The organism is Salinibacterium sp. ZJ70 (genome assembly GCF_011751865.2).
Lineage (GTDB): Bacteria > Actinomycetota > Actinomycetes > Actinomycetales > Microbacteriaceae > Homoserinibacter.
Genome location: NZ_CP061770.1, coordinates 660,204 through 681,416 on the forward strand (window position 1 = coordinate 660,204; position 21,213 = coordinate 681,416).

At 68.0% G+C, this 21,213-nt stretch carries 21 protein-coding genes and 1 tRNA gene; 13 read left to right on the top strand and 9 right to left on the bottom strand.

Going from position 1 to position 21,213, the window contains the following annotated elements; genetic code table 11:
- Positions 1-32 precede the first annotated feature (32 nt).
- A complete protein-coding gene (locus HCR12_RS03205) occupies positions 33-944 on the bottom strand; it encodes an SDR family NAD(P)-dependent oxidoreductase (RefSeq protein ID WP_166867827.1) in 912 nt (303 codons plus the stop codon).
- Here HCR12_RS03205 and HCR12_RS03210 point away from each other — a divergent pair.
- A complete protein-coding gene (locus HCR12_RS03210) occupies positions 849-1,664 on the top strand; it encodes an SDR family NAD(P)-dependent oxidoreductase (protein ID WP_166867825.1) in 816 nt (271 codons plus the stop codon). The two genes, HCR12_RS03205 and HCR12_RS03210, sit on opposite strands and share 96 nt — an antisense overlap.
- A gap of 19 nt (positions 1,665-1,683) precedes the next feature.
- Here the strand turns inward: HCR12_RS03210 and HCR12_RS03215 are convergent, their stop codons facing one another.
- Positions 1,684-3,306 (bottom strand): AMP-binding protein, encoded by a 1,623-nt coding sequence (locus HCR12_RS03215; RefSeq protein ID WP_166867822.1) that lies wholly within the window; start codon positions 3,304-3,306, stop codon positions 1,684-1,686.
- A gap of 133 nt (positions 3,307-3,439) precedes the next feature.
- On the opposite strand from HCR12_RS03215, the gene HCR12_RS03220 reads away from it, so the two are divergent.
- From HCR12_RS03220 to HCR12_RS03230, 3 genes are read left to right on the top strand one after another with little or no spacing between them, the layout of a single operon-like run.
- A complete protein-coding gene (locus HCR12_RS03220) occupies positions 3,440-3,937 on the top strand; it encodes a gamma-glutamyl-gamma-aminobutyrate hydrolase family protein (protein ID WP_166867820.1) in 498 nt (165 codons plus the stop codon).
- Between the two features lie 41 nt (positions 3,938-3,978).
- Positions 3,979-4,146, top strand: a complete 168-nt coding sequence (locus HCR12_RS03225) for a gamma-glutamyl-gamma-aminobutyrate hydrolase family protein (RefSeq protein ID WP_304610839.1) — start codon at positions 3,979-3,981, stop codon at positions 4,144-4,146.
- 44 nt (positions 4,147-4,190) lie between these two features.
- Complete coding sequence (locus tag HCR12_RS03230) at positions 4,191-4,502, top strand: hypothetical protein (protein ID WP_166867818.1); 312 nt, start codon at positions 4,191-4,193, stop codon at positions 4,500-4,502.
- Positions 4,503-4,508: 6 nt separating this feature from the next.
- On the opposite strand, the gene HCR12_RS13615 is transcribed toward HCR12_RS03230, so the two are convergent.
- Complete coding sequence (locus tag HCR12_RS13615; RefSeq protein ID WP_473964512.1) at positions 4,509-4,865, bottom strand: hypothetical protein; 357 nt, start codon at positions 4,863-4,865, stop codon at positions 4,509-4,511.
- 162 nt (positions 4,866-5,027) lie between these two features.
- Between HCR12_RS13615 and HCR12_RS03240 the strand changes: the two genes are divergently transcribed.
- Positions 5,028-5,696, top strand: a complete 669-nt coding sequence (locus HCR12_RS03240; RefSeq protein WP_255429672.1) for an alpha-galactosidase — start codon at positions 5,028-5,030, stop codon at positions 5,694-5,696.
- A gap of 506 nt (positions 5,697-6,202) precedes the next feature.
- On the opposite strand, the gene HCR12_RS03245 is transcribed toward HCR12_RS03240, so the two are convergent.
- Positions 6,203-6,496 (bottom strand): zinc metalloprotease, encoded by a 294-nt coding sequence (locus HCR12_RS03245; protein WP_166867812.1) that lies wholly within the window; start codon positions 6,494-6,496, stop codon positions 6,203-6,205.
- 228 nt (positions 6,497-6,724) lie between these two features.
- Positions 6,725-6,807 (bottom strand) — tRNA-Asp (locus HCR12_RS03250).
- Positions 6,808-7,508: 701 nt separating this feature from the next.
- Here HCR12_RS03250 and HCR12_RS03260 point away from each other — a divergent pair.
- Complete coding sequence (locus HCR12_RS03260; protein ID WP_166867809.1) at positions 7,509-8,618, top strand: carboxylate-amine ligase; 1,110 nt, start codon at positions 7,509-7,511, stop codon at positions 8,616-8,618.
- A 218-nt stretch (positions 8,619-8,836) separates the two neighbouring features.
- Entirely contained in the window at positions 8,837-9,556 is a 720-nt protein-coding gene (locus HCR12_RS03265) for a gamma-glutamyl-gamma-aminobutyrate hydrolase family protein (protein WP_166867807.1), read from the top strand.
- Here the strand turns inward: HCR12_RS03265 and HCR12_RS03270 are convergent.
- Together HCR12_RS03270 and HCR12_RS03275 are read right to left on the bottom strand one after the other, a co-directional pair.
- Entirely contained in the window at positions 9,543-10,013 is a 471-nt protein-coding gene (locus HCR12_RS03270; protein ID WP_166867805.1) for a DUF2243 domain-containing protein, read from the bottom strand. The two genes, HCR12_RS03265 and HCR12_RS03270, sit on opposite strands and share 14 nt — an antisense overlap.
- On the bottom strand, positions 10,010-10,861 hold the full coding sequence (locus HCR12_RS03275) for a cytochrome c oxidase assembly protein (protein WP_224763621.1): 852 nt from the start codon (positions 10,859-10,861) through the stop codon (positions 10,010-10,012). The genes HCR12_RS03270 and HCR12_RS03275 overlap by 4 nt, the downstream gene beginning before the upstream one ends.
- 100 nt (positions 10,862-10,961) lie before the next feature.
- Here HCR12_RS03275 and HCR12_RS03280 point away from each other — a divergent pair, with 100 nt between their 5' ends.
- Together HCR12_RS03280 and HCR12_RS03285 are read left to right on the top strand one after the other, a co-directional pair.
- A complete protein-coding gene (locus tag HCR12_RS03280) occupies positions 10,962-11,270 on the top strand; it encodes a hypothetical protein (RefSeq protein WP_224763623.1) in 309 nt (102 codons plus the stop codon).
- A 95-nt stretch (positions 11,271-11,365) separates the two neighbouring features.
- Positions 11,366-12,322 carry a zinc-binding dehydrogenase gene (locus HCR12_RS03285; protein ID WP_166868272.1) on the top strand — a complete coding sequence of 319 codons (957 nt, stop codon included), beginning with the start codon at positions 11,366-11,368 and terminating at the stop codon, positions 12,320-12,322.
- A 39-nt stretch (positions 12,323-12,361) separates the two neighbouring features.
- Here the strand turns inward: HCR12_RS03285 and HCR12_RS03290 are convergent, their stop codons facing one another.
- Complete coding sequence (locus tag HCR12_RS03290) at positions 12,362-13,828, bottom strand: peptide MFS transporter (protein WP_166867803.1); 1,467 nt, start codon at positions 13,826-13,828, stop codon at positions 12,362-12,364.
- A gap of 160 nt (positions 13,829-13,988) precedes the next feature.
- Here HCR12_RS03290 and HCR12_RS03295 point away from each other — a divergent pair, with 160 nt between their 5' ends.
- The 4 genes from HCR12_RS03295 to HCR12_RS03310 all read left to right on the top strand — a co-directional run bounded on the left by HCR12_RS03295 (position 13,989) and on the right by HCR12_RS03310 (position 20,608).
- A complete protein-coding gene (locus HCR12_RS03295) occupies positions 13,989-14,819 on the top strand; it encodes a cyanophycinase (protein WP_166867801.1) in 831 nt (276 codons plus the stop codon).
- Positions 14,820-14,923: 104 nt separating this feature from the next.
- Positions 14,924-17,263, top strand: a complete 2,340-nt coding sequence (locus tag HCR12_RS03300) for an alpha-galactosidase (protein ID WP_191412351.1) — start codon at positions 14,924-14,926, stop codon at positions 17,261-17,263.
- A complete protein-coding gene (locus tag HCR12_RS03305; protein WP_166867797.1) occupies positions 17,260-18,735 on the top strand; it encodes a glycoside-pentoside-hexuronide (GPH):cation symporter in 1,476 nt (491 codons plus the stop codon). The genes HCR12_RS03300 and HCR12_RS03305 overlap by 4 nt, the downstream gene beginning before the upstream one ends.
- Positions 18,722-20,608: an alpha-glucosidase gene (locus HCR12_RS03310; RefSeq protein WP_224763625.1), complete on the top strand. Its 1,887-nt coding sequence runs from the start codon at positions 18,722-18,724 to the stop codon at positions 20,606-20,608. The genes HCR12_RS03305 and HCR12_RS03310 overlap by 14 nt, the downstream gene beginning before the upstream one ends.
- Here HCR12_RS03310 and HCR12_RS03315 read toward each other — a convergent pair whose 3' ends face one another.
- Positions 20,609-21,181: a TetR/AcrR family transcriptional regulator gene (locus HCR12_RS03315; RefSeq protein WP_166867792.1), complete on the bottom strand. Its 573-nt coding sequence runs from the start codon at positions 21,179-21,181 to the stop codon at positions 20,609-20,611. It lies immediately after the preceding gene.
- Positions 21,182-21,213: the final 32 nt, after the last annotated feature.

The window sequence follows — 21,213 nt, forward strand, 5'->3', positions numbered from 1 at the left end:
GGCTGTGGTTGTGAGCGTGCGGGCGTGGGGCGTCAGACCCCGTAGCCGCCGTCGACATCGAGCTTCTGGCCGGTGATGAAGGCGGCACGATCGGAAGCGAGGAACGCCACGGTTTCGGCGATGTCGCCGGCGCTGCCGAAACGGCGAAGCGGGATGTTGGCCATCGCGACAGCGAGGGCGCGTTCGTCGAGGTCGCCGTTTGCCTGGAGGCGGGCCGACATGCCGTCGTGGAGCATGCCGGGGCCGACGCAGTTCACGCGAATTCCGTAGCGGCCTTCTTCGGCGGCGAGACCGCGCATGAGGGCTTCCACCGCACCCTTGGGGGCTGCCGAGAGGCCGTCCCTGACGGGGTAGCGGCGCGTGGCGGCGCTCGTGATCGCGGTGATGCTTCCGCGGCTCTCGCGCAGTGCAGGGAGCGCGGCGTGGATGACGCCGTAGATGCCGTTGACGTCTTCGTCGAGTTGCGCGGCGAACTGTTCGGGGGGCACTCGTGACAGGTGAACCATGGGCACGTGAGGACCGGCCGCGTGAACGAGCGAGTGAATGCTGCGGTGGTTTTCGAGGATGCGCGCAAAGAGTTCTCGTGCGCCTTGCGCGTCGGGAAGAGAGAGTGGGTGAGCCTCGGCTCGGTCGCCGAGTTCGTCGAGGAGTTCGTGGGGTGCTCGGGTGCGGTAGGTCACACACACGTGTGATCCGCCCTGGACCAGTCGTCGTGCGATGGCGGCGCCGATGCCGCCCGACCCGCCGACCACGACGGCTGTGCCCGGCTTGTCGGCGAAGTCGCTTGACGCAGTGGTGTCAACGCTGATCACCTCGTCAACATACCAACCAAATGCTAGGTTTGGAAGATGACCTTTTGCGACAATGCCGTCGCCGTGGTGACCGGCGGGGCCGGTGGAATCGGTGGGGCCATCAGTCGTCGCCTCGCCGCGCGCGGTGACCATCTGATCCTCAACGACATCGACGAAGAAGCGGCCCAACGCGCCGCGCGCGATATTCGTGCCGCCGGTGGCGAATGCGACCTTGTCATCGGCGATATCACCGACGCCGCAATCGTCACGGCGCTCTACGACGCCGTTGCAGTCCGGGGCGGCGCTGAATGGCTCGTCAACAACGTGGGGGACTTCCGGCCCGCCAGCCGAAGCTTCCTGCACAGCACCCCGGAGCAATGGCGTGCTCTGCTCGACATCAACCTGTGGCACGTGTTCGCCGTGACTCATGCGCTTCTGCCCGGCATGCTCGAGCGCGGCTCAGGTGGCATCGTGAACGTGTCGACCGTCGAGGCCTACCGCGGCATCCCCGCGCACGCCGCCTACTCGGCCTTCAAAGCAGGGGTGAGCGCGTTCACGAAGAGCCTCGCCGTGGAGGTGGGCGGCTCCGGCGTGCGCGTGAACGCCATCGCACCGGACCTCACCGACACCGACCAGACACCTGCGGCGGCGATGCTGCGCGGCCGAGACCCCGAACTCACCCGTCACTGGCTCCCCGTCGGCCGATTCGGACGCCCCGACGATGCCGCCAGCGTCGTAGCCTTCCTGCTGTCGCCCGACGCCAGTTTCGTCACCGGGCACACCATCCCAGTTGACGGTGGAACCCTCTCGGCATCCGGGTGGTTCCCCCGCGCTGACGGCAAGGGCTGGTCGAACATGCCTGACCGCCCCTGACGGGCTCCAGTCGGGCGCGCTATCTCGCCGAACCGTAGCGGGCGATCACCTGATCGCGGAGCGCATTCTTCAGGATCTTGCCCATGGCATTACGGGGAAAGTCGGCCACGATCTCCAGTCGTGCGGGCACTTTGTAGTTTGACAGCCGCTCGCGCAGGTAGGCCAGCAGCTCCTCGGGAGTCTCGCCCGACCCATCTCGCAGCATCACGCACGCGAGTCCAACGGCACCCATGCGTGCGTCCGGAACCCCCACGACCGCCGACTCGTTCACCGCCGGGTGGGTGCGAAGGGCGTTCTCGATCTCGGCCGGGTACACGTTGAACCCGCCTACGATGTACATGTCCTTCAAGCGGTCGGTGATCTTTACGCAGCCGTGCTCATCCATTCGCCCAACATCGCCCGTGTGGAACCAACCATCCGAATCGAACGCGGCGGCTGTGGCCTCCGCATCCTCGAAATAGCCTTCGGTGACGTTGGGGCCGCGCATCACGATCTCGCCATCGGTGCCGCGTGGAACCTCCGAGCCGTCGGCGGCGATGATGCGAATCTCCACGCCGTCCGCGGCAGGACCCGTCGTCTCGGCGATATGCGCGAAGCTCTCGTTCGGGCGAGACATAGTGGCGACGACGCACTCGGTCAAGCCGTACGCCTGCCCGACCGATTCGAATCCGAGGATCTCCACCATGTCGCGGAAGAGGCTCTCAGGAACCGTGGCCGCTCCCGCAATGGCGAAGCGGAGCGACGAGATGTCGAAGTCGGTGAGCTGGGGGTGGTCGATCAGAGTCGTGAAGATGGTGGGCACGCCGGGCAGCACGCTGATGCGCTCGCGTTCGATGGTCGCCAGCGTCTGTTCGGGGTCGAAGGTGGGCAGCGGATACATGGTGGTGCCGGCAACGACGCTCGAGAGGAGGCCGGCCTTGTATCCCCAGCTCTGGAAGAACGGGTTGACGATGAGGTAGCGGTCGTCGGGTGTGAGGTTGGCGCCGGCTGCCCATGACCGCGCCACCGAGAGGTTCTGGCGGTGTGTGCTGAGCACCCCCTTCGGCAGACCGGTCGTCCCCGAGGTGAACATGATGTCGGCGACATCCGACTCAGAGACACGCGAGATCGCTTCGTCGAGCTGTTCACTGGTGATGTCCTGCGCGCGCTCGCGCAGCCGTGCCCACGAGAGGGCGTCAGGGTGGGATGGTGCCGGGTCGAGGGTGACGATCGTCTCGAGGTGGGGGAGTGAGGGCACGAGGGTGCCGCCGAGGTCGCGCGTTGCGGCGCCCTTCAGTGCGTCCAGGTACCCCTTGCCGAGGAATCCATCGGCGACGATGAGCATGCGCGCTCGGGACCTTTCGAGGATCGCCTCAGCCTCGTACCCGGTGAAGCGGGTGTTCATGGGGACTGCCGATGCGCCGATCGTTTGGGCCGCCAAGAGGGCTACGGCGAACTCGTGGCGGTTGGGTGCCCAGATGGCGACGCGATCGGTGTGGGTTATCCCGAGGGTGAGGTATGCGCGTGCCACATGATGCACGTGCTGTTCGAGCTCGAAATAGCTGAGCTGCAGGTCTGCGTCGATGATCGCTGGGTGGTCGCGGTGCTGCTGTGCCGCGGCGCGCAGAACTGAGGGGACGGTGGTGTCGGTGATGAGGGGCATCGTTGCTCCTAGTTGAGTCGCCGAGTCGCATACAAACCTAGCGCTTGGTGGGTGATAGGTTACACGCTGGCGGCGAGGCGCTCGGCACGCGCCCGTTTTGGCGCGTGCCGCTCCCTTTTGGTGTTCTCGACATATGACCTCTGTCGCCGTGCTCCACATCCGCACCTCGCGCCCGCACGACCCCGAGTTCCAGCGCGAGCTCGACGTGATGAACGACTCGGTGCTCGCTCAGCTGGCAACCGCTGGATGGGAAGCGAAGCTCGTCGCGACTGCAGAGGTGCCGTCGGAGGAGGTGCTCGCGATCGCCCAGGCCGCCGATGTGGTGCTCGTGATGGGCGGCGAGGATGTGCACCCGAGCCTGTACGGCGGGCTCACCAGCTACCCCGGCAGCGGGAAGCATGAGCTCGAGGCCGACCTGGCGACGTTCCGGGTGATGCGCGACGCCATCGAGAACAGCCGCCCGCTGTTCGCGATCTGCCGCGGCCTGCAGCAGCTGAACGTGGCGCTCGGCGGAACTCTCAACGAGCACATGATCGGGCACACGGTGAAGGGGCGCGACACGTTCGTGGTCACCCCGGTCGCCGCCGAGGTCGACACCGCGGTGTCGACCTCGGCGTGGCGGGCCCCGTAATGTGCTCGCACCACCAGTCGATCAACCAGCTCGGTTAGGGCCTGCGGGTCACCGTGCGCGCGTCCGATGGCACGGTCGAGGCCGTCGAGCACGAGACTGCCCCGGTCGCCGCTGTCCAGTGGCACCCCGAGCACCCCTCGGTGGCCGCCCCGCAGCTCGTGCCGCTGCTGACGAGCGTGCTCGACCGCGCGGCGCGTCCCGCCACCTGATCCAAGGATTCGACTCCGCACCGCGGATGAGTCAGGCTGACCGCATGGCAGCCCGCGAACCCGACGCTCCCGCCGCCACCCGCCGCCACCCGCCGCATCATCCTCGACCTCGCTCGACGACCCGGTGCTCTCGGTGTGCGCCCACGACCGTCGTCGGCGGGCGCACCGAGCCCGCCCAGTGGGGTGAGGGCACGCGCCTCGTGCCCGCGAGTCACCCGTTCGAGGTGGCTGTGTTCCTCTATGTGCGCGGGCTGCGCGCCGGATCGGCGCGCACCACGGTGCTGCCCGAGCACGAGCGCGTCACCTATCGCGCCCCGTGGCTCCCGCTGCTGCCGGGCCGCCTCACTGTCAGCTGAGCGATCTCAGCGCACCCCGCGCATGAGCACCAGCACTGGCTTCGACGCCACCCACAGGGCAGCTCCCAGCGCGATCGCGATGAGGCCGAGCACCGTGAAGTAGGGCACCTCGTTCTCGGGGTCGTAGAACCCGGCCAGCCATCCGGCGATCGAGGTGCCGAGCGACACCGACAGGAAGTACAGCGCCACCATCTGCGTGTGGAAGCGCTTCGGCGCGAGCTTCGTGGTGACCGAGAGTCCCGGCGGCGAGATGAACAGCTCGGCGATCGTGAAGACGAGCAGGATGCCCACGATCGCGAGCAGAGGCGTGGAGTTGGCGGGGCCGTTCGCGAACGGCAGGAACAGCAGGAACGCCGCACCCATGATGATCGACCCGACGGCGAACTGACGGGCGCCGGAGGCTGGCGCTCGCCGAGACGCGTCCAGATCGCTGCGAAGACACCCGACAGCACGATCACGAAGATCTTCACAATCCGCACCTTCGACGGCGGATGGATCCACGAGGCGCACGCGCACGACCGCCCCGTGAGCTCCGGTGTGTTCTCGGTCGGCAGCACGACGGGTGCCAGCAGCAACCGGCACAACCCCGGAACGGTGCTCATCGCACACGGCACGACCGAGGAGCACGGCTGGGCGTACGGGTTCAATCTCGTCTACTCCGGCGGCCACGAGACGTCCGTCGAGCGCGATGCACACGGTTCCGTGCGGGTGCTCGCGGGCATCCAGCCGCAGGGTTTCCGCTGGATGCTCCAGCCGGGCGATCGCTTCGAGACGCCCGAGGCGGTGCTCGCCTTCTCGGATGCCGGGCTCGGCGGACTGAGTGACCGCATGCACCGCTTCGTGAACGCCCACATCACGCCCGCGGCGTTCCGCGGCGTCCCGCGCCCCATCGTCTACAACTCGTGGGAAGCCGTGATGTTCGACATCGACGAGAAGCGTCTTCTCGGCTACGCGAAGAAGGCGGCGTCGCTCGGCGTCGAGATGTTCGTGATCGACGACGGATGGTTCACGGGCCGCACCGACGACTTCGCGGGCCTCGGCGACTACACCGTGGATGCCAAGAAGTTCCCGAGAGGGCTCGCGCCGGTCGTCGCGATGGTCGAGAAGCGAAAGCTACTTGCGAGCAGTCCCGCCACCTCCGCGGCAATGGGGTTGTTCGCGGTAACCGGCGTGAATGTGCCGGTCTCGTCTTGAAGGTAGCTCGCTTGAGACGAGTTGAGGAGGCTTGCAGGAGCGCCACGGAAGCTCATCAGGAACAGCCCGTATGTGCTCCCCACGGAGAGAGCTGTGGCTCCCTCCTCTACGTACGTTTTGCCGTCGATCGAGCCGCCCAGCTGCTTGATTTCGATTACGTCACCAGGAGCGTGGTCACCCTTACGGACGTCCTCAACTCGCAGTTGTAGGACTGTATATACGTAGATCCCGTCGAGTGCGTCCCCTTCGGCGCCGAGCGTGGGATTCTCCGCCGGGTCTTTGGAGTCGCTCGGTGCCGTGATGTCGATCTTTCGCACCTCGGATGACTCCACCACTCCAATCACAATGTCAGTGGCCGCAGTGGTGAGGTCTTCCGCGTTGGCGTACTCCGGATACATCGGATGGTATTCATGCGCCCCCCATGAAGCCGCGCAACCGCCCAGAAGCGCTACGAGTCCGATCGTGAGACCAAGCCTCAACATTTGTTGCTTCATTGAAATGACCTCTCAGTACTTGTTCTTCACGTTTGTCTTGTCGAAAGTTGTCGGTGCCGTGAAGATTCCCGCCGCCCCACTGGGGTACTTCATCACGGAGGCACTAGACGTTGACGGGTTGTCGGCGAGAGAAAGGGCGTGACCAAGCTCGTGTATGGCAGTGAACTTCGAACGGTTTTCCATCGTTGAGTAGGTCACCGCCGACAGTGTGGTCGCGTTCGCGCGAATTGAGAATGTGCGGTCCCAGGGCCATCCGCCGGGCTGGTACTCGCCCCACCAAGATTCGGTGTAGTTGCCAGCCGTCATGGTGCGGGGAGATGGCACTTGAGTCTTGTTCGAGAAACGTAGCGCTCGCTGGAGGGGCGTGGCGAGTGAATCTGGATCGGCCCGACCTGGTGGAGGTGGTGCGCCCCACTGCTGGGCGTGGGAACGAAGCGGTGACAACTGATCGTTTGTGCCGGGAGGCAGGGGCGGGGAGGGCGTCGTCATGTCCTCTCCGTATCCCAGAGAGTTTCGCGAAGACGTTGCCGCGGTCGCTCGGAAACGGGGCTCGAACCCGCGACGTCCGAAGGCACCTGGTTGACGGCCAGGTGCAATCGCCCGAGTGCGATTCCGCCGCGGCGCGCGTTCCGGCCCGATGCCTCGGCGCGCGCGTTGGTGCACGGGGAACTCGGGAAAGAAGAATCTCTCGGTTCGGATTGGGTCTGCGAGTGCGGCGCCCACCTCGACCGGGACGGGAACGCAGCAACCAACCTCCTCATGCTCGCCGCGAGATCCGCGGAGAGCCAAGATGCCGGTGGACGTGATCTCAGACTCCGCCTCGCCTCGGCGAGCGTGGCTATCGCAGAAGAAACAGGAACCTGCCGGATCCGGCCTGCCCTTCGACCGCGGAACGTCTGTACGCAGACGGACCTTAGCCTGTAATTAGGCTGACGGAGATAAGAACTGAACCCCCGCAGGCATTGGCCAGAGGGGGTTCAGGGAATCCCTCGCTTCGGGCTGCGAGGGATTTCGGTAACTCACCACGTCGAGCGCCAGTAGCTCGGAGTTCTCGTCGACACCGTTAGTGCCATCCCAGTGGACTTCGAGCGCCCGGAGGCCCATGTTTCCCACAGTGGAGTCGAACCCATAGGAGATGTGGGCAGAAGAACCGTTCAGCGGTCTGCCGGGCTGAGAGATAAGCCCGCTTCGTTCTGAGGCGTGACCGCCATCGTCAAGCTGGCACCGGTGGACGGCGTGCCTCTGCGCTCGCGTCAAGGGGGTGTTCTCGCGCTTGTGCGCAGGGTTACCGTTGCCCGGTACGGCGAGAGGGGGCGCATTGGCGAGCGAATCGAGCGCGAGTGCGGGCCGCTACCCGCGGTTCGGGATCGAGGAGGAGTTCTTCCTGCTCGACCCCGCAGACGGGAGCCCCCGCCCCGCAGCAGGAGAAGTCATCGAGGCGATGACAGGGACTGCGCGTGAGCGCGCCACCCGCGAGTTTCTCGCCAGTCACATCGAGAGCGTCACGGGCATCTGCGAGTCCGCCGATCAGGCTCGGGACCAGCTGCTCGAGTTCCGCGCCGAACTTGCCACGGCAGCGTCAGCCGTCGATGTCATCGCCGCGGGAACCGGCACGCCGTTCGACGCGGAGACGCGACCCGTCCTCACACCGAGCGATCGCTACGCGGATCTCGCCGAACGGCACGCCTCGCTCGTCGACGACCACCAGGTGGCGGGGCTGCACGTGCACGTCGAGGTGCCCGACCCGGAGGCTGCCATCCGCGGGCTGGCCGCGCTCGCCAGCTGGCTGCCTCTGCTCAAAGCGGTGTCCGCGAACTCGCCGTGGTGGCGCGGCCGCGACACCGGTTTCGAGAGCTGGCGCTCCGTGCTGCTGCGCCGCTGGACGACATTCGGATGCCCGCCGTCCGTGTCGACCGCGGGGGAGTATGCGGCTCGCGTCGCCGCGCTGATCGGCGTCGGCGGCACGCAAGACGAGGCGACGCTGGCGTGGGATGTGCGGATCTCGTCGCGCTATCCGACGGTCGAGCTGCGGGCAGCCGACGCGCAGCTGACTGCCGACGACTCGCTCGTCGTGGTGCTCATCGCGCGCGGGCTCGTCTCTGCGGCGATCCGGCGTCCGGGGGCGGCGATCGCCTACGACCCCGAGCTCATCGATGCCGCCTGCTGGCATGCGGCGCGCTTCGGGTTCACGGAGGGGGTTATCGCCCCGGGCGGCGGTGGTCTCACCGCGATCGGCGAGGCGACGAATCGCCTGCTGGAGGCCCTCGACTGCCCGGACGACGAGCTGGGCCTGATCGAGGCGCACCTCCTCCATGCGGGCGCATCGGGTGTCGGGGCCCGCCGCCAGAGAGCGGCTGCCTCGGATGGCTGGGCGCCGCTGCGCGACCTCCTCGCCCTCGAGCTCACTCGCGAGCTCACCGCGATCTGACCCGGCATCCGCGCCGCCAGCCCGTGCGCATGCCCGTGAGGTGTCAGTTTGTGCCGCCCGGGCCTCGCGCCAGGCGGCACAAACTGACACCTCGGGGTTGCACTCGGGGTTGCACTCGGGGCTGCACTCGGGGCTGCACTCGGGGCTGCACTCGGGCCGCGCAGGGGGCGGCGGCCCCCGGATTCGCGCCCGGCCCCCGCATTTGCTGTACTCGTCACATGACCGCCTCGCCCTCTGTCGCCGTGCTGCACATCCGCACCGAGCGCCCCCACGCGCCCGAGTTCCAGAAGGAGCTCGACACCATGAACGATTCGGTGCTCGCGCAGCTCGACGAGGCCGGATGGAGCCACACCCTCACCGCCACCGCCGAGGTGGGGATGGATGAGGTGCGCGAGATCGCCCGCGCCGCGGATGCCGTGCTCGTGATGGGCGGCGAGGATGTCGCCCCCGAGTTCTACGGAGGCCCCGCCGACTACCCCGGCAAGGGTCACCACGAGCCGGAGGCCGATCGCGTCGTCTTCCAGGTGATGCACGACGCGATCGCGGAGGGCCGCCCGCTGCTCGCGATCTGCCGCGGCGTGCAGCAGCTCAACGTCGCCCTCGGCGGCACCCTGCACCAGGACATCCCGGGTCACGAACGCAAGGACGGCGACTACTTCGTCATCACACCCGTCACCGCCCTCGAGCAGACCGGGATCACGGCGATCGGCGAAGCGGGCCCCGTCATGTGCGCGCACCACCAGGCGCTCGACCAGCTGGGCGACGGGCTCCGCGTCACCGCACGCGCCTCCGATGGCACGATCGAGGCGGTCGAGCACGAGTCCGCGCCTGTCGTGGGTGTGCAGTGGCACCCCGAGCACCCGGGCGTCTCCGGCCAGCAGCTTGTGCCGTTGCTGCGCGAGGTGATGGTGCGCGCGAACGTTCTCAGCCCGGCGTGACCTCGCGCCGCCCAAGCTGGCGCGCCCAGGCGAGTCCAGCCACGAGGAGCACGGCGGCAGCGCTCACCCACACGATGTCGTACGGCAGCACGTCCACGTCGTAGCGGATCTGGTGAAGGCCCAGCACCTTGTGGTTGATGGTGCCGTCCCACAGCTGGAAGAACCCGAGCCCGGTGAGGAACCCCGCGCCCGCGAGAGGCGGGCTCCATTCGCCTCGACGGTGCGCGTCGAGCACGAGGAAGAACCCCGCCACCAGGGCCGCGAGCTCGCCCGCGTGAAGCAGCCCGTCGGTCAGCAGCCCGATGGCGGGCGTCTCGCCGTCGTAGAAGTGGTGCCACTGCAGCAGCTGGTGGAACACGATCTCGTCGATCGCGGCGATGACCGCGATCCCCAGCAGGAACGCCGCCCAGAATGACCGCGCTCGGAACGGATGGATGGTCGCTCGTGTGTCGGTCATGTCGCTCCTCCTCGAACCGTGATCGGATGTGCGGCGCGCCGCATCCGTCGTCCTTCGCTGCGGTACCACTCGGCGCCGAGCGCGACGAGCAGCACCAGATCGACGGCGTCGCCGGCGTAGAACATGAGCTGCGCCCCCGCGAGAGCCTCGCCCGACCCGACGCCTGTGGGCGGGGATGCGGCGAGCAGCTTCGCGAGCATCCCGTGCGCCGCGATCGCCGCCAGCAGCACGCCCGCGCGCACGCCGAGGGGTGAGCGGTGCGGTGCCGGGTCGACGGGAACGACGGATGCCGTGAACAGGAATCCCGCCACCAGGAAATGCGCCATCACCGCGAGGTGCACGAGCGCGCTCCGCTGCGAGAGTTCGTAGAGCGGGGTCGTGTGCAGCACCCACAGGCCGCCCAGGTTCAGCACAAGCGCGACGAACGGATTGCCGAAGATGCGCCCCAACGGCCCCCGCAGGAGGCGGGCGAGCCGCCGTGCAGGCACGACGCTGAGGGTGCGCAGCGCGAGCGTGACGGGAGCCGCCGCGACGAGCAGCACCGGCGCCGCCATTCCGACGAGCACGTGCGCGAGCGTGTGGGCGCGGAAGCTGCCGTGGGCCGCCTCCGCGAGCGGTCCCACGAATCCGCAGGCGGCCACGGTGATCCCCGCGAGCCAGAGGCCGCAACGGGACAGGGGCCACGGTGTGCCCCGGCGCGACTGCACGACGGCGGCTGCGAGGTAGGCGACCGCAGCGAAGAGAAAAGGCGCCGCGAGCACCGCGGCCATGAACCAGTCCCCGGACAGACTGGCATGGTCGTGTGGCTCTGCGGGCGAGACGAACCGCCCTGCGAACGCGTCGGTCACCTGCTCATGCTCTGTCCCGCCGTCTCTGCGTTCCAGGGGCTTGACGCGCCGGACGGGTTCCGGATTCGCGTTCGCACCGGTGATGCGCCAGGGTGAGCGCATGGCTGCTCGTGAACCCGAACCTGCATCCGCTCGCCGCATCACCCTCAACCTGACGCGCGGTCCGCTGCACGCCACGTTCGGCGTGCGCCCGACGGTCGTCATCGACGGTCGCACCGAGCCATCGCAGTGGGGAGTCGGCACCTGGCAGGTGCCCGACGATCGTCCCGTCGAGGTGACCGTGTTCCTGTTCTCGCGAGGCCTGCGGTTCGGTCGACGAACAGCTCTTCTGCATCCGGAGCACTCGCGACTCGACTACCGGGCGCCCATCCTGCCGTTCCTGCCGGCGCGGCTGATCGCCTCCGCCTGAGGCGACCACCGCAACCCCCTGCCAACAGCCAGATCGACGGCGTACCGTCGCGGGCATCCCGCCGGCACCCGTTGGCGGGGATGGGAGTGGTGACGATGAAGGCATGGCAGTTTGTGGGCACGGGTCAGCCCCTGCAGCTCAACGAGGTCCCGGAGCCGCACGCGGGCCCAGGCCAAGTGGTGGTCGATGTGAAGGCGTCGGGTGTGTGTCACTCCGATGTGTCGACGCTCGACGATCCGGGGTGGATGGCGCTGTTCCAGAACGGTCTCCCGCGCACGATGGGCCATGAGTCGGCGGGCGTCATCTCGGAGGTCGGCGAGGGGATGGATCACTGGAAGGTGGGTGACCGCGTGGGGCTCGCCCCGGTGATGAGCGACGGCGACGCGCTCGGCTACGGCAAGTGGGACGGCGGCTTCGCGCCGAAGCTGCTGGCCACCGACGACAACCTCGTGAAGCTGCCGGATGAGGTGCCGTTCGATCTCGGTGCGATGGCGACGGATGCGGGGCTCACCGCGTATCACGCGATCATGGATGTCGGTGGGGCGAAGGCGGGCATGAAGGTCGGTGTCATCGGACTCGGCGGGCTCGGCTACATCGGCGCCCGCTGTGCCGCGCTCGCGGGAGCTGAGGTGTACGGCGCGGAGATCAATCCGGCCACACGCGCGCTCGCCGACGAGATCGGCCTCGCGGGTGTCGCAGAGTCCATCGACGCTTTCACGGACAAGGGCCTCGAGCTGATCGTCGACTACGCGGGCTTCGGCACGACGACGGCGGCGGGCATCGAGGCGCTCGCCGAGTTCGGCACGTTCGTGCAGGTGGGCATGGGGCGCCTCGAGGCGACCATCAACACGTATCCGATCATCATCAACCAGCTCACGATCCGCGGGTCGAAGTCGGGTACGAAGAAGGATCTCGAGGGCATCTACGAGATCATGCGCAGCGGAAAGCTCAATCCGCCGGTCAACCACATCACGCCGGCAGAGATCCCGGAGGCGATCGACAAGCTCCGCGCGGGCGGGGTGGTGGGGCGCTTCATCGCGATGTACGACTGAACGCTCGGGGTGCGCGGCTCAGCGCTCGGGGTGCGCGGCTCAGCGCACCCCGCGCATGAGCGTGAGCACCGGCTTCGCCGCGACCCAGAGCAGGCCACCCAGGACGATCGCGATGGGGCCGAGGGTCGTGAAGTACGGCACCTCGTTATCGGGGTCGTAGAAGCGGGCGAGCCAGCCGGCGAGCGAGGTGCCGAGCGACACCGAGAGGAAGTACAGCGACACCATCTGGGTGTGGAAGCGTCTCGGTGCCAGCTTCGTCGTCACGGAGAGGCCGGGAGGTGAGATGAACAGCTCGGCGATGGTGAAGACGAGCAGGATGCCCACGATCGCGAGCAGCGGTGTGGAGTTCGCTGGGCCGTTCGCGAACGGGAGGAACAGCAGGAATGCGACGCCCATGATCATCGACCCGAGGGCGAACTTGACGGGCGCGGGGGGCTGACGGTCGCCCAGTCGCGTCCAGATCGCGGCGAAGACGCCCGAGAGGATGATCACGAAGATCGGGTTGATCGAGTTGACCCATGAGATCGGCATCTCCCACCCGAAGAGGTCGCGGTCGAGGCGCTTGTCGGAGTAGATCGTGAGCACCGTGAACTGCTGCTGGTACAGCGACCAGAAGCCCACGTTCACGATGAACAGCGGGATGAATCCGATGACGCGGGAGCGCTCGTCCGCGTTGATCTGCTTCGACCCGATGATGACCGCGAAGTAGACGACTGCGGCGACGGCGACCACGAGGATGACGACGGTCGCGAGGTTGGTGTCGCGGATGACGCCCAGCAGCACGAGCGCGACGAGCACCGCGATGCCCGCGAGGGCGATGCCGATGACGGGCCCGTAGCGGCTGCGGGGGAGGGGGTTGGCGACGGCGCGCGCCTCGTCGGGCAGCTGCTTGCGCCCGAACGAGTACTGGATGAGCCCTGCGGCCATGCCGACGGCGGCCGCACCGAAGCCCCAGTGGAAGCCGACCTCGTTCTGCAGCAGCCCGGTGATGAGCGGGCCGAAGAACGCGCCCAGGTTGATGCCGAGATAGAACAGCGAGAAGCCCGCATCGCGCCGCACGTCGCCCGGGGCGTACAGGGTGCCGACGACCGCGGTCGCGTTCGCCTTGAGTCCACCGGATCCGAGGGCGACGAGCACGAGGCCGAGGCCGAGGCCCCAGACGCTCGGCAGGATCGCGAGCGTGATGTGGCCGAGCATGATGACGATCGCCGAGTAGAACAGCGTGCGCTCCGAGCCGAGCAGGCGATCGGCGAGCCAGCCGCCGAGGATCGCGGACAGGTAGACCGTGCCGCCGTATGCGCCGACGATCCCGGTCGCGACGGACTGGTCGAGCCCGAGTCCGCCCTCCGAGACGGAGTAGTACATGTAGATGAGCAGGATCCCCTGCATGCCGTAGAAGCTGAACCGCTCCCACATCTCGACGCCGAAGATGTGCGCCAGTTCGCTCGGCTGCCCGAAGAAGCTCCTGTCTTCGCGGGCGACGGAACTGTCTGTCCGCTCACTCATGGCGCCAGGGTACGCCTGCGTTCCGCTGTCGGATAGGAGCGTTCGGACCCTCGTCGCATGTCACCCGTCCGTGGGTGTCAAGGCCTGGCGTGACCTCACCCGAGCTCGCATCATGATGGGGTGAAGGTCGCGATCTATCGAGGAGCGGCGGGAACGGTCCGTGGCTGAGCCCGTCGACGACCGCGGCGTGCGCCCTGGCCCGCTCATCATCATCGGCGGTGCCGAGGATCGTGAGGGGGAGCGCGGCATCCTGCGGGTGTTCGCCGAGCAGATCGCGGGCCGCAAGGCCGTGGTCGCGACCGTCGCGACCGAGCATCCGCACGAGTACGCCGAGATGTACGAGAAGGCATTCTCCGGGCTCGGGATCGGCGAACTCGCCGTGCTGCATCTCGACGACAGGTCGCAGGCTCTCGATCCCGAGCATGTGGCGATCCTCGACGGCGCCGCAGGCGTCTTCTTCACGGGCGGCGCCCAGTCCCGGATCAGCAGCAAGGTGAGCGACACCCCCGTTCACGATCGCATCCGCGAGCTCTGGCAGGCGGGCGGCGTCCTCGCGGGCACCTCCGCGGGGGCGTCCGTCATGAGCGACGTCATGCTGGTGGGCGGCACCGGGCGGGCATCGCATCGGATGGGCGATCTGCATCTGGCACCGGGCCTCGGGATCCTGCGCGACGTCGTGATCGATCAGCACTTCGCTGAGCGGGGGCGATTCGGCCGACTCATCGGCGTCGTCGCGCACAGCCCGCACGTGCTCGGAATCGGCATCGACGAGGACACCGCGATCGTCGCGCGGGGCGGCGAGTTCGAGGTCATCGGCTCGGGCGCTGTCTACGTCTTCGACGCCGCCCATGCGACCAGCTCGAACGTCGCCGAGGCTCGCCCCGACGATCCGGTGTCGCTGCACGATCTCACCCTTCACGTGCTCGCACGCGGCGACCGCTTCGATATGGCCTCGCGCAGACCCCAGCGCACGAGCGCGCCGCGCGCCTGACATCCCGCCACGGCAGGCGGGTCGCGGGCGCTAGGCTGACGCGAGCCGGCAACCCGAGGCACCACCTTCGCAACGACGCGAGACGCCGGCGACTGGGGGCAGCCGTGATCGACGTTCGCGAGGGCGTCTTCGTCCTGGAGACGCAGCACACCTCGTATGGGTTCGCACTCACCGAGCACGGCCACCTCGAGCACCTGCACTACGGTCCGCGGATCTCCATGCAGGATCCCGATGCGCTGCGCGTCAAGCGCACCATCCAGCATGGGTCGAGCGTCGTGTACGCGCCCCACGATCACACGTACAGCCTCGACGCGATCCCGCTCGAATACTCGGGCATCGGCCAGGGTGACTACCGTCTGTCGCCCATCGAGGTGTTCACGGCGCACGGCGCCGACACCGACGTCACGTATCGCTCGCACCGCATCATCCCCGGGATCGCGCCCGGCGCCGGCCTCCCCGTCGCCGATGGAGGAGCGGATGTCGAAACCCTTGAGATCGTGCTCGCGGATGAGCGCGCCGGCCTCGAGCTCACCCTGCTCTACACGGTGTTCCCGGATGTCGACGTCATCACCCGGCGCACGGTGCTCGTCAACACCGGTGCCGCTCCCGCCGAGATCGGAAAGCTCGCGAGCCTGCAGCTCGACCTTCCCGACCGCGGCTTCACCATCCGCACCTTCGACGGCGGATGGATCCACGAGGCGCATGCGCACGATCGCCCGGTCAGCTCGGGCGTCTTCTCGATCGGCAGCACCACGGGCGGCAGCAGCAACCGACACAACCCCGGCATCGTGCTCATCGCCGACGGCACCACCGAGGAGCACGGCTGGGCGTACGGGTTCAATCTCGTCTACTCCGGCGGCCACGAGACCTCCGTCGAGCGCGACGCGCACGGCTCCGTGCGGGTGCTCGCGGGCATCCAGCCGCAGGGTTTCCGCTGGATGCTCCAGCCGGGCGATCGCTTCGAGACGCCCGAGGCGGTGCTCGCCTTCTCGGATGCCGGGCTCGGCGGACTGAGTGACCGCATGCACCGCTTCGTGAACGCCCACATAACGCCCGCGGCGTTCCGCGGCGTCCCGCGCCCCGTCGTCTACAACTCGTGGGAAGCCGTGATGTTCGACATCGACGAGAAGCGTCTTCTCGGCTACGCGAAGAAGGCGGCGTCGCTCGGCGTCGAGATGTTCGTGATCGACGACGGATGGTTCACGGGCCGCACCGACGACTTCGCGGGCCTCGGCGACTACACCGTGGATGCCAAGAAGTTCCCGCGGGGGCTCGCGCCGGTCGTCGCGAAGGTCGAGAAGCTCGGCATGCAGGCGGGCATCTGGGTCGAGCCGGAGATGGTCAACGAGAACAGCGAGCTGCATCGGGCCCACCCCGACTGGGTGCTGCGGCTGCCCGACAAGACCCCGCGCGAGGGTCGCCACCAGTGGGTGCTCGACCTCTGCAACCCCGAGGTGCGGGACCACATCGTCGACCAGGTGGGGCGCCTCGTCGACGATCACGGCTTCCGCTACGTCAAATGGGATATGAACCGGCACATCGCCGACGCCTTCTCTCCGCACGTCGCACACCCCGGCATGACCGCGCACGCCTACATGCTCGGCCTCTACGACGTGCTCGAGCGCATCTTCACCCCGCGCCCGCACGTGCTGCTCGAGATGTGCTCCTCGGGCGGCAACCGCTTCGACCTCGGGATGCTGCGCTACGCGGCCATGATCTGGTCCTCCGACGACACCGACCCGATCGAGCGCCTCTCGATCCAGCACGGACTCAGCCACCTGTACCCGCTGAGCGTCATCAGCAACCACGTCTCGGCATCCCCGCACGCCCAGACGCTGCGCGACACCCCGCTCTCGACCCGCTTCAACGTCGCCGCGTTCGGGTGCCTCGGCTACGAGTACGACCTCGACTTCCTCACCGCAGAGGACACCCGCGAGATCATCGAGCAGATCGCGTTCTACACGAAGCACCGCGACACCTTCCAGTTCGGGCGCTTCCGCCGAAGGCCCGTCGCACCCGCGCTCGGCAACGCGGGGCGGATGGTGTGGCAGTCGGGTGACGCGGACCTCACGATCGTCGGCAACTTCCAGCGCGGGGTGCGCGCGGCACCCGAGCGCGACATCCTCTCGATCACCGGGCTCGACCCCGACGCCCGCTACCAGGTGGACGCGAAGCCGCAGCGGCTCATGCTCGACCGCCTCGGCGCGCTCGTCAACCACGTGAGCCCCATCAAGCTCGACCCGAACGGCCTCGTCATGAACGTCGTGAGCCGCCACAAGAGCCTCCCCGACGCCGACGAGCACTACACCGGAACCGGTGCGCTGCTCGAGGTCGGCATCCGACTCCACATGCAGTTCGCCGGAACCGGCCACACCCCGCACCTGCGGATGCTGGGCGACCACGGCTCGACCCTCTACACCGTCGTACGAGAGGACACCCGTTGACCACCCAGCCCGACAGCGCCCGCCGCCGCCAGACCCTCCGCAACCGCTACGGATTCGGCATCGGCACGATCGGCCGTGACGCCGCCTACACGCTCATCAGCATGTTCCTGCTGTTCTACCTGTCGGACATCCTCGGGGTGTCGCAGCAGGTGTTCGCGACCGTGTCGATCGTGATCGTCGCCGGACGCATCCTCGATGCCATCATCGACCCCTTCGTCGGGGTGCTCGTCGACAACACCCGCAGCCGGTGGGGCAAGTTCAAGCCGTGGATCGTGGTGGGCATCCTCGTGTCGTCCGCGCTCACCGTGATGATGTTCACCCCGTGGGATCTCGGCGAGGTGGCCTTCGTCCTCGTCTTCAGCATCGTGTACGTGGCGTGGAGCGCCGCATTCGCCGCCAACGACATCAGCTTCTGGTCGATGCTGCCGGCGCTCACCCAGAGCCAGCGCGAGCGCGAGAAGATCGGCTCCTTCGCCCGCATCTGCGCCTCGATCGGCACCTTCTCGGTCGTCGTCGCGATCGTTCCGGTGTCGAGCGCGATCGGCGAGGCGACGGGCGACATCCGCTCCTCGTTCTTCTGGGTCGCGCTCGTGATCGCCGTGGTCATGGTCGTGCTGCAGCTCGTGATGGTGCTGCTCACGCAGGAGGATCGCACGGTCGTCACCGAGAGTCACACGAAGTTCCGCGAACTGGTGACGGTGATCTTCCGCAACGACCAGCTCCTCGCGATCGCGGTGGCGTTCGTGCTGTTCATGACCGCGTTCGCGGTCACCACCGGTTTCGGCACCTACTACTTCAAGTACGTGTACGGCGATGTCGACACGTACGGCATCTTCGCCGCCGTGCTCGGGGTCTCGCAGATCACGGCCCTCGCGCTGTACCCGCTGTTCTCGGCGCGGATGTCGCGCAGCCGCCTGTTCACGATCGCGCTGTTCGTCGTCGTCGCGGGCTACGTGCTGTTCTTCTTCGCGCCTCCCGGGGGCCTTCTGTATGTGGTGATCGCGGGTATCGCCGTCTTCGCCGCGCAGGCCACCATCCAGATCCAGCTGCTCATGTTCGTCGCCGACACGGTCGAATACGGCGAGCACAAGTTCGGCCGCCGCAACGACTCGGTGACGCTCTCGCTGCAGCCCGTCATCTACAAGTCGAGCTCGGCGCTCGCCAACGGCGTCGTCGCGTGGGCGGTCATCGCCTCCGGGATGCTCGACGCCGAGTCGGCGGCCGACATGACCGACGGCGGGACGACGCTCGTGAAGGTCGCGATGTTCGTCGTGCCGGGCGTCATGATCGCGCTCAGCTACCTCATCTACCGCCGCTTCTACACGCTCGATGAGGGCCGCTACGCCCAGATCGTGGAGGAGCTGCGGGAGCGGCGCGGAACCGTGGGTGCTGCGACGATCGCGGATGCGGGTGTCGAGTCGGTGGTCGAGGCATCGGCGGTCGAGGCAGAGGAGCGGCGTGGCGACTCCTGAGATCACGGCGCGCAGCCGCATCCGGGATCTGCTCGCGCATCCGCTCGGGCGCGACATCATCGACACCCTCGCCCAGCAGACGGGTGCCTCCGCGCGCCTGCTCGACAACCCGATCGTCGGCGCGCTGCGGCTCTCGGCGCTGCCGACGCTCACGCGCGGCGCGGTGGATGCGAGCTTCCTCTCCTCGCTCACGGGCCTGCTGGCGACGGCACCGGACGCGCCGACGCCCGCGGGCATGCCGCTGCGGGAAGCCTGGTTCAAGGAGGCGGTCTTCTACCAGGTGTACCCGCGCTCGTTCCAGGATTCGGATGGCGACGGCATCGGCGACCTGCGCGGGGTCCTGGCGCGGCTCGACTACCTGAAAGAGCTGGGTGTCGACGCGCTGTGGCTCTCGCCGATCTACGACTCGCCCATGGATGACATGGGCTACGACATCCGGGACTACCGCGCCATCCTCGCCGAATTCGGCACCCTCGACGACGTCGATGCCCTCGTCGCGGGGCTGCACGAGCGAGGCATGCGCCTCGTCATGGATCTCGTCGTCAACCACACATCCGATGAGCACGCCTGGTTCCAGAAGGGCCTCACGGATCCGGAGTCGCCGTATCGCGACTACTACTTCTTCGTGCACGGTGACGCCGACACCCCGCCCACCAACTGGCGCTCGTTCTTCTCCGAGTCGGCGTGGCGGCACTTCTCCGACGAGGGCGTGTGGGCGCTGCACCTGTTCTCGAGCAAGCAGATGGATCTCAACTGGGACAACCCCGAGCTGCGCGCCGAGATCATGGAGATGGTGCGCTGGTGGCGGGACCGGGGCGTCGACGGGTTCCGGCTCGACGTCATCAACTACATCTCGAAGACGCCCGGCCTGCCCGACGGCAACCGCGTGCTCGGCGAGGTGACGGGCTTCACCGGCATCGAGCACTACTTCCACGGCCCCCGCCTGCACGAGCACCTGCGCCAGCTTCGGGCTGAGGCGTTCGTCGACCCCGACTGCGTCGCCATCGGCGAGACTCCCGCGATCGGCCTGCAGGCGTCGAAGCTCATGACGGGCGACGACCGCGGCGAGCTCGACATGGTGTTCAACTTCGACCACCTCGAGAACCCGGGGAAGAACCGCTTCGACGACTACCGGTACGACCTCCGCCGGCTGAAGCGCTACTTCATCCGCTGGCAGGCGGAGATGGGCGACGGCTACTGGATGAGCCTGTTCTTCGACAACCACGACAACCCGCGCATGGTGTCGAAGGTCGATCCGCGTCCGGAGCATCGTGTGGCCGTGGCGAAGCTGCTCGCGACGATGCAGCTCACCCTGCGCGGCACTCCGTTCCTCTACCAGGGGCAGGAGATCGGCGCCGTCAACCAGCGCTTCGCGTCGCTCGACGAGCTGCGGGATGTCGAGAGCCTCAACATGGCTGTCGACCTCGCCGCCGCCGGAGTCTCGCCCGAGGACGCGTTCGCGCGCATCCTCTCCGGCACCCGCGACCACACGCGCGTGCCGATGGCGTGGGATGCGACGGGCGGCTTCACGACCGGCACCCCGTGGATCGCGGGCGACGGCGACACCTCGATCAACGTCGTCGCTCAGGAGGGCGATGCGGATTCGGTGCTCGAGTGGCACCGTCAGCTCATCGCAGTGCGCCGCGGCGACCGCGCGCTCATCTACGGCGAGACGATCACCGAGCGCTCGTCGCGTCGGGTGTGGCGGTATCGCCGGCGCCGCGATGGCGGCGAGTACCTCGTGGTGCTGAACCTCACGGATCGGCGCGCGCGCACATCGTCCCCGCCTCGCGGTGCTGAGCTGGTGATGACGAGCGGCGCTGGCGGGCGTGTGCTCGCGCCCTATGAGGCGCAGCTCTGGCGCATCCGCTGATCAGCGGGGGATGAGCACCCCGGCGAGAAGCTGGTCGGCGTAGTCCGAGGGCAGCGGCTGTCGCACGAGCACGCGGTAGAGCAGGGCGCCGATGATCGCGTCGGCCGTTGCGTCTGGGTCGAGGTGCGGATGCGCCGCGCCGGTGGCCTGCGCTCGGGCGACGGCGGCGCTGAGTGCGGCGTGGCTCGCACGCGTGCTGTGCTCGTAGAGCGCATCGGAGTCGGTGGCGTCGCCGGCCGCGGCTGCCGCGAGTCCGCGCACGAGCGTCGCGCGCTCCGGCGCCGCGGTCGCTTCGACGATCGCCGTGACGAGGGTGCGGAGGTCGGCATCCGCGGGGAGGTTCGCCGGTTCGAACCCCGCGAGAGCGCCGCCGACGACGGCCTCAGCGAGGATCGACGCCCTGCTCGACCACCATCGGTAGATGGTCTGGCGGCTCACCCCTGCGCGCGAGGCGATCGACTCGACTGTGAGCGCGTCGTAGCCGATCTCCGCGACGAGCGCAGCGGTCGCCTCGAGCACCGCCCGCCGCGACGCCTCGCTGCGGGGGCGTCCGGAGCGGCGGGGAGTGCGCATGGCTCCAACTTAGGTCAGTGGCATGCACCGAG

Excerpts from the sequence above, each read along its gene's own strand:
- HCR12_RS03210 (WP_166867825.1), top strand. The coding sequence starts at position 849 with ATGACCTTTTGCGACAATGCCGTCGCCGTGGTGACCGGCGGGGCCGGT.
- HCR12_RS03205 (WP_166867827.1), bottom strand. The coding sequence starts at position 944 with ATGGTCACCGCGCGCGGCGAGGCGACGACTGATGGCCCCACCGATTCC.
- HCR12_RS03215 (WP_166867822.1), bottom strand. The coding sequence starts at position 3,306 with ATGCCCCTCATCACCGACACCACCGTCCCCTCAGTTCTGCGCGCCGCG.
- HCR12_RS03220 (WP_166867820.1), top strand. The coding sequence starts at position 3,440 with ATGACCTCTGTCGCCGTGCTCCACATCCGCACCTCGCGCCCGCACGAC.
- HCR12_RS03230 (WP_166867818.1), top strand. The coding sequence starts at position 4,191 with ATGGCAGCCCGCGAACCCGACGCTCCCGCCGCCACCCGCCGCCACCCG.
- HCR12_RS13615 (WP_473964512.1), bottom strand. The coding sequence starts at position 4,865 with ATGGGTGCGGCGTTCCTGCTGTTCCTGCCGTTCGCGAACGGCCCCGCC.
- HCR12_RS03245 (WP_166867812.1), bottom strand. The coding sequence starts at position 6,496 with ATGACGGCTGGCAACTACACCGAATCTTGGTGGGGCGAGTACCAGCCC.
- HCR12_RS03265 (WP_166867807.1), top strand. The coding sequence starts at position 8,837 with ATGACCGCCTCGCCCTCTGTCGCCGTGCTGCACATCCGCACCGAGCGC.
- HCR12_RS03270 (WP_166867805.1), bottom strand. The coding sequence starts at position 10,013 with ATGACCGACACACGAGCGACCATCCATCCGTTCCGAGCGCGGTCATTC.
- HCR12_RS03280 (WP_224763623.1), top strand. The coding sequence starts at position 10,962 with ATGGCTGCTCGTGAACCCGAACCTGCATCCGCTCGCCGCATCACCCTC.
- HCR12_RS03285 (WP_166868272.1), top strand. The coding sequence starts at position 11,366 with ATGAAGGCATGGCAGTTTGTGGGCACGGGTCAGCCCCTGCAGCTCAAC.
- HCR12_RS03290 (WP_166867803.1), bottom strand. The coding sequence starts at position 13,828 with ATGAGTGAGCGGACAGACAGTTCCGTCGCCCGCGAAGACAGGAGCTTC.
- HCR12_RS03315 (WP_166867792.1), bottom strand. The coding sequence starts at position 21,181 with ATGCGCACTCCCCGCCGCTCCGGACGCCCCCGCAGCGAGGCGTCGCGG.